Source organism: Wenyingzhuangia heitensis (assembly GCF_011762155.1).
GTDB lineage: Bacteria > Bacteroidota > Bacteroidia > Flavobacteriales > Flavobacteriaceae > Wenyingzhuangia > Wenyingzhuangia heitensis.
Map to the genome: position 1 here is coordinate 798,652 of NZ_JAASQL010000001.1, position 12,665 is coordinate 811,316.

Annotated in this window: 10 protein-coding genes; 4 read left to right on the forward strand and 6 right to left on the reverse strand. The window is 31.9% G+C overall.

The window, feature by feature from the left end; translation table 11 throughout:
- Positions 1 to 2: 2 nt before the first annotated feature.
- Positions 3 to 602 (forward strand): hypothetical protein, encoded by a 600-nt coding sequence (locus tag FHR24_RS03420; protein ID WP_167183886.1) that lies wholly within the window; start codon positions 3 to 5, stop codon positions 600 to 602.
- Here the strand turns inward: FHR24_RS03420 and FHR24_RS03425 are convergent.
- Positions 597 to 1,271 carry a porin family protein gene (locus FHR24_RS03425; RefSeq protein WP_167183889.1) on the reverse strand — a complete coding sequence of 225 codons (675 nt, stop codon included), beginning with the start codon at positions 1,269 to 1,271 and terminating at the stop codon, positions 597 to 599. The genes FHR24_RS03420 and FHR24_RS03425 overlap by 6 nt on opposite strands.
- Entirely contained in the window at positions 1,272 to 1,916 is a 645-nt protein-coding gene (gene rsmG / locus FHR24_RS03430) for a 16S rRNA (guanine(527)-N(7))-methyltransferase RsmG (RefSeq protein ID WP_167183892.1), read from the reverse strand. It abuts the gene before it with no gap.
- A gap of 171 nt (positions 1,917 to 2,087) precedes the next feature.
- Here rsmG and FHR24_RS03435 point away from each other — a divergent pair, with 171 nt between their 5' ends.
- On the forward strand, positions 2,088 to 3,179 hold the full coding sequence (locus FHR24_RS03435) for a fatty acid desaturase family protein (protein WP_167183895.1): 1,092 nt from the start codon (positions 2,088 to 2,090) through the stop codon (positions 3,177 to 3,179).
- Positions 3,180 to 3,203: 24 nt separating this feature from the next.
- Positions 3,204 to 4,391 carry a pyridoxal phosphate-dependent aminotransferase gene (locus FHR24_RS03440; RefSeq protein ID WP_208412276.1) on the forward strand — a complete coding sequence of 396 codons (1,188 nt, stop codon included), beginning with the start codon at positions 3,204 to 3,206 and terminating at the stop codon, positions 4,389 to 4,391.
- Positions 4,392 to 4,519: 128 nt separating this feature from the next.
- Here the strand turns inward: FHR24_RS03440 and FHR24_RS03445 are convergent, their stop codons facing one another.
- From FHR24_RS03445 to FHR24_RS03460, 4 genes are all read right to left on the reverse strand, one after another.
- Positions 4,520 to 5,734, reverse strand: a complete 1,215-nt coding sequence (locus FHR24_RS03445) for a porin (protein ID WP_167183898.1) — start codon at positions 5,732 to 5,734, stop codon at positions 4,520 to 4,522.
- A gap of 176 nt (positions 5,735 to 5,910) precedes the next feature.
- Positions 5,911 to 8,160 (reverse strand): inorganic phosphate transporter, encoded by a 2,250-nt coding sequence (locus tag FHR24_RS03450; RefSeq protein WP_167183901.1) that lies wholly within the window; start codon positions 8,158 to 8,160, stop codon positions 5,911 to 5,913.
- Between the two features lie 118 nt (positions 8,161 to 8,278).
- Positions 8,279 to 8,953, reverse strand: a complete 675-nt coding sequence (gene tsaB / locus FHR24_RS03455) for a tRNA (adenosine(37)-N6)-threonylcarbamoyltransferase complex dimerization subunit type 1 TsaB (RefSeq protein WP_167183904.1) — start codon at positions 8,951 to 8,953, stop codon at positions 8,279 to 8,281.
- A gap of 43 nt (positions 8,954 to 8,996) precedes the next feature.
- Positions 8,997 to 10,046, reverse strand: coding sequence for an endonuclease/exonuclease/phosphatase family protein (locus FHR24_RS03460; RefSeq protein WP_167183907.1), 1,050 nt, complete (start codon positions 10,044 to 10,046; stop codon positions 8,997 to 8,999).
- 55 nt (positions 10,047 to 10,101) lie between these two features.
- Here FHR24_RS03460 and FHR24_RS03465 point away from each other — a divergent pair, with 55 nt between their 5' ends.
- On the forward strand, positions 10,102 to 12,660 hold the full coding sequence (locus FHR24_RS03465; RefSeq protein ID WP_167183910.1) for a porin family protein: 2,559 nt from the start codon (positions 10,102 to 10,104) through the stop codon (positions 12,658 to 12,660).
- The last annotated feature ends 5 nt before the right edge of the window (positions 12,661 to 12,665 follow it).

Sequence of the window (12,665 nt, forward strand, 5' to 3'; positions counted from 1 at the left end):
GTATGGATAAATTTTATAAAGTAATTTCATACATTCTTCATCCTGTTTTTTTACCATCTATAGCAACAGGTATTTATTTGTCAGTTTTACCATTGCCTTTATCATCTGCTCAAAAATATTTAGTCTTTTTTATTGTTTTAGGGAGTACTTTGGTAGTGCCTCTAGCTACTTTATTTTTATTAAGGTTGGTAGGGATTGTAAAAACCAATCAGGCAGAAACCATACAAGAAAGAAAAATTCCTGTTCTATTAATGATTGCAAATTATTTGTTTTTAGCGTATGCACTGCAAGAAATATGGCAATTGAGAGAGTTAATTATCTTGGCTTATGCTACCGCCGTGGGATTAATTGTAACTAGTTTTATGTTTTATACTAAAACAAAAATTAGCCTACATATGTTAGGGTTGGCCGGTTTGTTAGGCTTTACACTTATTTATGGGGAAAATTACGAATATGCTAATAAAACAATAGCGTTAATTGTGGCTTTGTTAGGGGGGCTGGCTACTGCCAGACTACAGCTAAAAGCCCATAATATTAAAGAAATCATATGGGGGATTTCCCTAGGATTATTATTGCCTATAGTGTTGAGCTACTTTTTATAGGATATAAAATAGCACTCCAATTTTTAATTGATTAAAGCTAAGTTTTTGGTCGTCAATAGTTCTTACAGAATCTTTAAAAGGAGATTTTAGATAGTATTTAAGATGAAGATTCCAGGTGCCTAAACCAATAGAGGTGTAAACGGTATAGTTAATTTTAGTTAAATCCTCTAAATCAGAATACGTCACGGTTTTTGATCCTACGTTAAATTCTGTTTTACTACTAATGTTATAAACAGCAGAAGCCCCAGTATAAATTCTCCAAAAGCTATTATTCGTAGGGGTTGAAGTTCTCCATCTAAACTCAAAAGGAATTTCTATATTATGGGATTGATATTTGTAGCTACTAAAATCATTGCTAATAGCATAATCAAAGTTAGTTCCGTTGGGAGTAGCGGTAATATTAGGTCTTAGAATGTCGTAACTATAGCCAATACCTATTCCTAAACCAATGTTTCTTTTTTTATTTAGAGGCATGTCTTTTATAAAACCTGCATCAAAACTATAAGGGACACCATTGTTGTTAATCCCCTTGTTGTAGGTAACGAAACTATTGTATTGTACTCCTATATATAGCTGATCTTCATAGTATTTTTCATCAGCATACAGTTTATCTTGAGCAGTCAAAATAAGAGGAGTGATGAAAAATAATATAAAAGAAAAAAGTTTCATTTAACGAGTGGGCTTAAATTTTAAAGGCAAATGGACTACTTTTTTGGTTTCAAAAAAGTCTTCTTCAAAATAGTTAGGCAAATCATATAGAGTAACACTCGCAAATTCTTTTAACTCCTCTGTTAAATCACCTCCTTTTAAATATAGAATTCCGTTTTTAAGTGTGTGGTTTTGTTTTTTTGCACATTTCTTTTTTACCCATTTTACAAAATCGGGCATGGCGGTTACGGCTCTACTTACCACAAAATCAAATTCACCTTTTACTTTTTCTGCTCGCATATGTTCTGCAGTTAAGTTGGTTAGTCCAATTCCTTCGGCAACTCCATTTACGACTTTAATTTTTTTACCAATAGAATCTACTAATAAAAACTCTGTTTCTGGAAATAAAATGGCTAGCGGTATTCCTGGGAATCCACCTCCTGTACCTACGTCTAAAATTCTAGCTCCGGGTTTAAAAGGTTGTACTTTTGCTATTCCTAAAGAATGCAATACGTGTCTAATGTATAACTCATCAATATCTTTTCTAGAAATTACGTTTATTTGAGCATTCCACTCTTTGTATAAACTTTCTAATTTGGTAAATTGAGCTATCTGATTTTCTGTTAAATCAGGAAAATATTTTAAAATTATATCTACTGTAATCATACAAGGCAAAAGTAATTTATTTCGTTTGAAAATGGATTAGGAATCTTATTATTTGATTAAATGTTCTTTACATATATTAGAAAAGCGTTTAAAACTTAAATTTCTTGTGTCAATATTAAATTATTGTGAATAAAAAATGGTTATTTTTGTAGACTGAATATATAAGAATAAATGCGACAAATAAGTTTTTCTAAAGATCAAAACAAATTGTTTTTTAAAACTCTAAATCAAAGAGTTAATAAATACTTTAGGGATAACAACCTAAAGCGCACAGGGAATTGGTTGCTTTATATCAAGGCCGTATTAATGTTTTCGTTACTGTTTGTGCCTTATTTTTTACTGTTGTTGGTTCCTATGAATACTATTATGCAAATTATTATGTGTGTAATTATGGGCTTAGGAATGGCTGGTGTAGGTATGAACGTGATGCACGATAGCAATCATGGTTCTTTTTCTAGTAAATGGTGGGTAAATCAGTTATTAGGAAACAGTATTTATATTTTGGCAGGGAATGTTTATAACTGGAAAGTACAACACAATTTATTACATCATACCTATACAAATATAGAAGGAGTTGATGAGGATATAGATATACAAGGAGTGATTAGATTGTCTAAACATGCAAAATGGAAACCGTTTCATAAATATCAAAAAGTTTATGCCTTTTTTTTATACGGATTGTTGACAATTCAATGGGCATTGGTGGTAGATTTTAGGCAAACTCCCAAATACATAAAGCATGGTCTAAGTGCAGAGGGAGAGTTGAATCCCAAAAAAGAATGGGCTTTACTAATCATGACAAAAATAGTGTATTATCTGTTTTGGTTGGTGTTACCAATGTTGGTGTTGCCTATAACTTGGTATGTATGGTTTATAGGTTTCTTTATAATGCATTATGTAGCAGGATTTATTTTAAGTGTTGTTTTTCAACTAGCTCACATTACAGATTCTGTTGAGGTAATATCGCCAGAAGAGTTAGAAAAAGAAGAAAGAAGTTGGGCGGCACATCAATTGTTAGAAACTGCAAATTTTGCTACCAAAAATAAGTTTGTTTCTTTCTTTTTAGGAGGTTTAAACTTTCAGATAGAACATCATATTTTTCCAACCATTTCACACGTACATTATAAAGATTTGGCAAAAATAGTAAAGAAAACAGCATCAGAATTTCAATTACCGTATTACGAATATGAAACAATGAAAGAAGCATTGTCAGCACATATCAATCAATTGATTATTTTAGGAAAACAACCCCAGTTGGGATAACAACTATATATACTTACAATTAAAATGGAACAACATTTATCAGACAGAATTACAGGTCTACCAGCATCTGCTACTTTAGCAATGGCTGCCAAAGCAAGAGAGTTAAAAGCAGCAGGAAAAGACATTATTAGTTTAAGTTTAGGAGAGCCAGACTTTAATACACCAGAATATATTAAAGATGCAGCTATACAAGCAATTAATGATAACTATAACTCTTACAGTCCTGTAGATGGTTATGCAGATTTAAAAGAAGCAATTTCTTTAAAATTTAAGAGAGATAATAATTTAGATTACAAACCAAGCCAAATTGTTGTTTCTACAGGAGCTAAACAGTCTTTAGCAAACATTACTCAAGTATTATTAAATCCAGGAGATGAGGTTTTATTACCTGCACCATATTGGGTTTCTTATTCGGCATTAGGTATTTTAGGAGGAGCTACTTACAAAGAAATTCCATCTACTATAGATACAGATTTTAAAATTACACCAGCACAATTAGAAGCTGCTATTACACCAAAAACAAAATTGGTTTTCTTTAACTCGCCAAACAACCCTAGTGGAACTGTTTATACAGAAGAAGATTACAAAGCATTGGCTGCAGTTTTAGAGAAATATCCAACTATTTTTATTATTTCTGATGAAATTTATGAGCACATTAACTATGGTACTCCAAACTTTAGTATTGCTTGTATTCCATCTATGTATGATAGAACAATTACCGTAAACGGATTGGCAAAAGCATTTGCAATGACTGGTTGGAGAATTGGTTACATTGGTGCTCCAGAGTGGATTGCGAAGGCTTGTACCAAAATGCAAGGGCAAATTACATCTGGAACAAACTGTATCGCTCAAAGAGCTGCTATTACAGCATTAACAGAGCCTGTTTCTAGAATTGGTTATATGGTAGAAGAGTTCCAAAAACGTAGAGATATGATGTTGGAATTATTAGGAGCTATTGAAGGATTTAAATTAAATGTTCCTAAAGGAGCTTTCTATATTTTCCCTGATGTATCTGCTTTCTTTGGAAAAACATTTAAAGGAAAGACTATTGAAACAGCAGCTGACTTTTCTATGTTGTTGTTAGAAGAAGCTAATGTAGCAACTGTGTCTGGAGAATCTTTTGGAGCTCCAACATGTATTCGTATTTCTTACGCAGCATCAGAAGCTCAATTAAAAGAAGCTGTGGCTAGAATTAAAGCAGTATTAGCTTAATAAGCACTTTTTTTAGCATATATAATAAAACCGCTCTTGTTCACAAGAGCGGTTTTTTGTTGTTAAGATATTTTAGGATATAGAAACTGTATATGTTTCTCAGGTAAGAACTTTGGTAGGTTTCTAACTTAAAAATGGACTTCAAATTGAAGTCTTAATTGTAGTCCTTCAGGCATGGAATCAACCGTTGTGTAACTTAAATCTGTTTGCACTTTTAATTTATGTCCTACAATATATTTTGAAACTCCTAAGGTATATTGCTCAGTGGTGTTTCCTATGCCTTTATAGTCTATTTGTGTGTATCTAGTAGCTATTTCGTAATTGTTATTAAATAAATAACCTGTAGCTAAATTGTATGCTTTTCCTGTTTTAACAGGATTTGTACCTATTGTAGTGTCATCAGCATTTCTGTATGCAAATTCTCCCATAGCGGAATAGCCATTGTGTTTATACATAAAATCAACAAAAGTTGTGTTTACATCTGTCATAGTAAACACGTGGTCTTCTGCACTACCACTATCATCAATTAAGTCTATAATACTACCTTGACTACCTCTTTGTCTAGAAGCTCTATCGTTATGGTTGTAGGTAGCACCGATAGCTAATTTTGGAATAGGCTCTCTTTTTAAATCACTTCCTTTATAGTCTCCTTTACTAATAAAAGCACCAAATGGTAAAACTTCTATTCTACTAGTGTATTGTTGTCCTCCAACATTTCCTGTGGTGATATTTCTTCCTTCTCCTTGGGTGATGGCAAAAATTTCTCTAATTAATAATTGTTTCCCTATAATGTGATTGTTTCTTAATTGAAACCCCATATCTCTGTCTAAGGTAAATTCTTTGTTTAGTAAAGATCTATCTACCAATTGCATATTTGCTGACGAAATAACACGTTCACGGTTACCAGGCAGTTTTGTTTGCCCAGCCCATAATTCTAAATTTTTATAGAAGTTCCATTTTAGAACGGCATCAAGAATTAGTTTAGAGCCTGACTTGGTGTACACTGAAGCAGATCCGACATCGTTGTTGGACATTCCCAATTCAATTTTGTATTTAACTTTTGGGGAAAGGACAAAACCATCAAACTTTAAACGGTACCTTCTTACTTTAGTGTCGGTTTTAAAATTGTTTTGAGTAAAATTAAATTGATTATTTATGTCTGTCTCTAAGCCAACAGAAGTAAGGTATTGCATTCTTAATCCTAACTTCATACTCCAGGTACTGTCTTTAGAGATCGTATTAAAAATTCCTTTACCAAAAGTGTTTTTTCCTATTTCTTGAGCGTTTAATTTTGCTATTGATAGGATTAGAGTAATCAGTATTACCGTATTCGCTTTATTCATATAAAAAGTAAATAAAGGAGCAAATGTATGTTAATTTAATGTTAACACAAAGAAGATAGTTTTTTTATAGAAAACTAATTTTACTGGGTTTTAAGTGTTGTGCATGATTAATTTAATGCAAAATAAAAGCCCTCTTAGTTTTACTAAGAGGGCTTTGTTAATGTATGTGTTACGTACTATTTTTCAATACCAGCAGTAATGTCGCTGTACAATTCAGACAGGTTGATTAAAGCGTTGACTAAATCTTTAGATTCCATAATAATACTCAAGTGTAAAGTTGTATTTTTAGCACTTGTTTCTACGGTTCTAATTCTATTAATTTGTTTTTCTATAGAGTCAGAAACATTATCTAATAAAGTTTGTTTTTTCTCTATAGTTGTAGAAATATTTTCAAATTCATGACTTTCTAGTATCTGAATAATTTCTTGTAAAACATCCTCTAAACCTTTCATGATAAACTTTAGATCTTTAATCTGTTCTTTGTTTAAAGGTTTATGATTGTTGTTTACGTGCTTGTAACTTACTTTAGATATGTAAGATATAGATTGAGAAATATCTTCTAAATATCCTAATACCATAATGTAAAACTGACTAGCTTCTACAGAGCTTTTTTCTAGAGATTTAATAAAATAGAAAACGTCATTTCTAAGTTGTTCAATTTCTTCGTTTAATTTGGTAACGTGTTTGTCGTTCTTTTTAAGCTTGTCTAAATTTTGATCGGCTAAGTTAACAACTACATTATTGTATAATTTTTGAACTCTATTTAATACTTGAACAATGTGTCCTGTACTTTCGTTAATAACACCGTTAATAGAGTTAATGTTGTCTTTTCTAATTATTTTTTTAGCAGCTAATTCTTTTTCTTTTTTAGAGTGATTTATGTAGTTTTTACCCATTAATAGTAAAACAACTAATAATAAAACAGCTACCATTACAGGTCCTCCTAAATTAATTAAAAAGGCTACAATTGCAGCAAAAGTAAAAGCTACCAAAGCGGTTAAAAACCATCCTCCAATAACACTTAAAACTCCTGCAATTCTATATACAGCACTTTCTCTTCCCCAAGCTCTATCGGCCAAAGAGGTACCCATTGCTACCATAAATGTTACATATGTGGTAGATAAAGGAAGTTTTAAAGAAGTCCCTACAGAAATTAAAATTCCTGCAACTACTAAGTTGATAGAAGCACGAATCATGTCAAAAGCAGGCACTTCAATGCTTTTTTCTTTAGATAAGTGTATTACCGGTCTTTCAAACCTAGTGTTTATATAGCTTTGAGTAGATTTAGGAATAAGAAAGTTAAAACCATTATTAATTAAGATACCAAATCTTACAACCCCTCTAGAAACTGGATTGGGTTGAAATTTTTCATGACCATCTCCTTGACGAGAAAGGTTGACTCCTGTTTCTATTACTTTTTTAGCTTTTTTAGAAAACCATAAGGTAATTACCATAATGGTTCCTGCTAAAATTAAAAGCATTGGATTGGCAGGTACTTTTTTAGCTAAAAACCCCATAGAAAATTCAGTATCTGGTACTCCAGATGCAGCCCAAGTTTCAAAAGAATTCCAAGCGGCAATAGGTACTCCTACAAAGTTTACCAAATCGTTTCCAGAGAATGCCATGGCTAAAGAAAAGGTTCCTACTCCAATAATAACTTTTAAAATATTTACTTTAAAAAGACTAATCAGTAATTGAGAAATTAAAGACCAAACTACAGCTCCAATTAATAGTATTTCTAAAGTATTTCCATCAATTAAATGTTCTATATCACCATAAAAAGGAGTTCCTTTTAATCCTTTCACAAAAATAAAATAGGTGATAGATGTAATTGCCAACCCTCCAAAAATAGCATTTACATAAGATTTTTTTTGATCTAATCTAAAGGTGTAAACAACTCTAGAGAAAAATTGCACGATAGCACCAACAGTAAAAGCAATAACGACGGATAGTAGTATTCCAAAAATAATTAAGACTGCCTTTTCGTGATTTATATAGCTCCAAATATCTGCAATAGATTGATTGTCGTTTTTAGAAATTTTAACCAAAGACATGGTAACAGCAGCACCTAAAAGTTCAAACACAATAGATACTGTGGTAGATGTTGGCATTCCTAAAGTGTTAAAAATATCTAATAATAATATGTCTGTAATCATTACAGCCATAAAAATGTACATAATTTCATTAAAATAAAATTGACTAGGTACAAAGATTCCTTTTCTGGCAACCTCCATCATTCCGCTAGACGTTACTGCTCCAATTAGAACTCCAACACTGGCAATAATCATGATGTTTTTAGGTGTAATAGCCTTAGAACCAATAGCCGAATTTAAAAAGTTAACTGCATCGTTACTAACACCCACAACCAAGTCAACAGCAGCTAAAACAGCTAGGGCAATAATCATTAAAAAATAAATGTTTTCCATCTTGTAACTTAAAAAAAATTTTGCTCGAAATTAGTGAAAAAAGAGCCCAACAAACGTTAATAAAATGTTACTAAATAACTTTTGTACAAAGTGTATTGTACTTGTTTTTAGAGTTTTGTTACTTCTTTTTTTGAGGAGTAACGATAAAATCTTTTAAATAAAAAGGTTCAAAATAAGCAGTGTCTTCAAATAAATTGTTATTGAACTGATTTTCGGATAGTTGTGACATTTCTTTTGCCGATGGGAATTTAGAAGCAATAAAATTTGCATTGTCATGTATTATAATTTCTTTACACTTTTCGGCACCATCACCTAAAAAATAAACAGGTTGATCGTTTAAAATTTCTTGAAATGAATTTTCGTCAATAATTTGAGCTTCAACAGCTCTCGTTTTTTGATAGTTTGTGTTGTATATAGCACTATATACTTCCAATCTTCTAGCATCAATCATAGGTACAACTACTCCGTGTTCTATGGTAATTGTTTTGGCTAAACATTTTAAAGTATCTACAGCTATTAATGGTAAGTTGGCAGCGTATGCTAATCCTTTTGCGGTTGAAACTCCTATTCTTAGTCCTGTATAAGAACCAGGTCCTTTTCCTACAGCTATGGCATCTAAGTTCGCTATTTTTAGATTTTGTTCTTTTAAAAGTTCTTCAATAAAAACATGAAGTTTTTCTGCATGAGAATAATCTCCGTTGTTCTCTTCTTTTAAAGCAATACAAATACCATCTTTAGAAAGCCCCACGGAGCAATTTTTGGTGGATGTTTCTATATTTAGAATAAAGGCCATACAAAATTAATTTTCTAACAAATATACTTTAGAAACTTAAGAATTATTCATTTTCTTTTAAAAGATAACTGTATACAGGATAATGGTCACTATAACCACCTAAGTAAGTTCCTCCTGAAAAACTTCTTTTAGGGCTTCCTTTGTATTTACCTGTTTGCAAAGTCATATAGGTAGGGTTGTAGATTCCTGCTTTGTAAAAACGAAAACTACTATAATCTTTTTTATGAGTGATAAAACTTTCGCTAAAAATAATCTGATCAAACAAAAATAAATCCCCTCTGTATACTAACGTATTAAATCCATCTTTAAACATTTTTTCAAAAGGATTATAGAGTTCCTGTTCTTTTAGTTTTTTCTTAGATATTTTGGTGTTTAGTACTTTTTTAAAACTTCTGTCTGTAGGGCTGTCATTAAAATCTCCCATTATAATTATTTTTGCTTTAGAATCTTCAATCTGTATTTTTTCTACATAATCTTTTACTCTTTTGGCAACACGTTCTCTTAAAATGCTACTCTTTTTAGCTCCACCTCTTCTAGATGGCCAGTGATTTACCAATACATGAATTTTATCATTTAACAAATAACCTGTAGACCATAAAATATCTCTAGTATAAACTTTATAGCCTTCTTTGTATAAATTGGCAGGAATGGCTTCGTTGTACAAAGGTTTGTAGGTGTCTTTATTGTATAACAAAGCAGTATCAATCCCTCTTTTATCAGGAGATTCGTAATGTACAATTCCGTAATTGTAATTGCTCAATGGAGGAGTGGCAATTAAATCTTCTACCACAGCTCTGTTTTCTACCTCTACAATACCTATTAAAGAAGGAGGTAAATTGTTTTGTTCTTTTCCTATTTCACACAGTATGTTAGAGAGTTTAGATAGCTTGTCTTTATAAATAAAAGTTCTATTAGATTTTATTTCCATCATAGGACTTAACTCGTCCATTTTGTTAGGATTGTCAATGGTATCAAATAAATTTTCTAAGTTGTAAAAAGCGATAGTTTGTACAATATAAGATTTTTGTGAATGGCAATTCTGATAAAAAATTAGAATGAGTAAGATAGTTATCTTGTTGGTATTTAGTCTCATAGTTTTTCTTTTTCAATTTTTTCTCTTAAATTAAGAAGAAAAAATTGAAAAAGAAATGTTACAAGCAATTATGACTTTGTACGCATGTGTTTTTGTATGCGAATTATATGCACAAGATTCTATTAAATCTTCTAAAGAGATAAAAGATGTTTTTAGTATTGTGAATTTGTCTGATGATGATTTAAATGATGAAAGTGGAGAGGTAGCTAATATTTCTGGAATTTTTTCTGCTTCGGATGATATTTATTTAAATACTATTGGTTTTGAGTTTCAAGGAGTGTATTACAATGCTAGAGGTTTAGGGGCTGATCAAGTTACCTTTCTGTTAAACGGAGTCAATCAAAATAGGTTGTATGATGATAGACCTGCTTGGAGTAATTGGGGAGGGGTAGATGGAATTTATAGAACGCAAGAATTAACGGAGCCTTTGGGAGCTTCGGAAAAAAGTTTTGGTAGAGCTTTGGGAGTTACTTCATTGTCAACAAGAGCATCTGTTTACAGAGCAGGAACTAGGGTTGCTTATGCTCGTTCAGACAGATCTTATCAAAATAAAGCCTCAGTAAATCATGCAGGAAGTTTGCCTAATAATTGGTTTTATGTGGTGTCTGCTAGTAGACGTTGGGGAAATGAAGGGTATAGAGAAGGAACTTTTTACGATGCCAATTCTTTAATGCTAAGTGTTGAGAAATATCTAAACAATTATCATAGTTTAAATGTTAGTTTATTATATACTCCCAATAGAAGAGGGGTTGCGGGATCTTATACTCAAGAGGTTTTTAATTTAAAAGACGATAGTTACAACGGAAATTGGGGATATCAAAACGGAAAAAAAAGAAATGCAAGAGTTAAAACTGTAGAGGAGCCTTTGTTGTTGTTTACCCACACGTATAAAAAATCGGATGTGTTTAGATGGGAAAACTCTTTGCTGTTACAAAAAGGAACCACGGGATATTCTAGAATAGATTACAACGGAGGTGCCAATCCAGATGCTGCTTATTATCAAAAACTACCTAGTTATTGGTTGTCTAGAAATACGGTTGATTTTGAAAACGTATACAGGTATCAGCAAGCATTTGTAAATGATGGTCAATTAGATTGGGATTTTTTATACGAAGCCAATGCAGAGAAAAATGCTGCAGGAGAAAATGCTGCCTACGTTTTGTATGATGACAAAAGAGACGAAAGTAGAATTCAGTTCAACTCTAATATTACTCAAAAAATTAACGAAGCTTGGCAGTTAAACGCAAGTGTGGATTATAGAAATACGGTATCAGAAAATTATGCAGAGGTACTAGACCTATTAGGAGGTAATGGTTATTTAGACGTGGCTAGTTTTACTTTGGTGCAAAGTGATTTAAACAATCCTAACCGAGTTGTTACAGAAGGAGATCGTTTTAAATACAACTACAAAGTAAATAGTAGCAATGTTAGTGGTTTTGTGCAAACCAAATGGAAAGGTAAAAAGGTAGAATTGTTACAAGCTTTAGGACTTTCTTATGCAACCCACCAAAGAGAAGGGGTGTACAATTACGAGAATTATACAGATGCAGAGGGATTGAGTAAAGAGGTAGATTTGTTGGCTTTTCAAGGAAAGATAAATGCTTTGTATAAGTTTTCGGGTCGTAATTTGGTAGATTTTAAATCGGCCTATATACAAAAATCACCTAGCGTAAAACAAGTGTTTCCTAATGCTAGAGTGAGCAATGCGACTTTAGATAATTTAGAAACCGAAAATTTATTCACCAACTCCCTAAGTTACATTCGCAGAGGTTTAAATTACAATATCAAACTTACAGGGTTTTACAATTTGCAAAGCAACGTAACAGAAACAGGTTTTTATTTTGCAGAAGGTTTTGGAACGGATGCAGATGATACAGAAACCAATGCGGGAGAATTGTTAGATGAAAATAGTTTGTTTGTACAAGAGGTGTTAAACGGAGCAAAAAAGAAATATATAGGACTAGAGCTAGGAACTTCTTATGATATAAGCTCATCTATTAAGCTAATAGGAGTTATGGGGATAGGCGATTATAGTTATGCAAACAATCCTAACCTTCTCTTTTTTACAGAAGATGATACTAGTGCTCAAAATTTAGGTTTTGTAAATGGAGAAAAAGATTTAGGAGCAGCAAACATCAAAGGAAAAAAATTATCATCGGGACCACAGCAAGCTTTTTCTTTAAAATTAGCTTATACAGATCCTAGTTATTGGAGAATTAATGTGAGTGTCAATCACTTTAGAAATAATTATGTAGACATTGCTCCTATAAGATATACCAGCAATTTTGTCAATGAAATTAATGGAGATCCTATAAAAAATTTAGATCAAAATTTAGTTTCGCTATTTAGAAAGCAAGAACAGTTAAAAAACTTTACTCTAGTTAATTTATCTGGAGGAAAATCTTGGCGATTAAATACAGGTTATTTAAGTGTGTTTTGGACTGTTCAAAATGTATTAGGAATAGATTATCAAACGGGTGGTTTTTCTAGTAGTAGAGCAGCTAATTATAGCGAACAATTAAATGAATACAATAGAGAAGAACCTCTTTTTGGAAGTCGATATTTTGTAGGGAACGGAAGAACTTTTTTTACGGGGATTTACTATTCTTTTTAAACTAA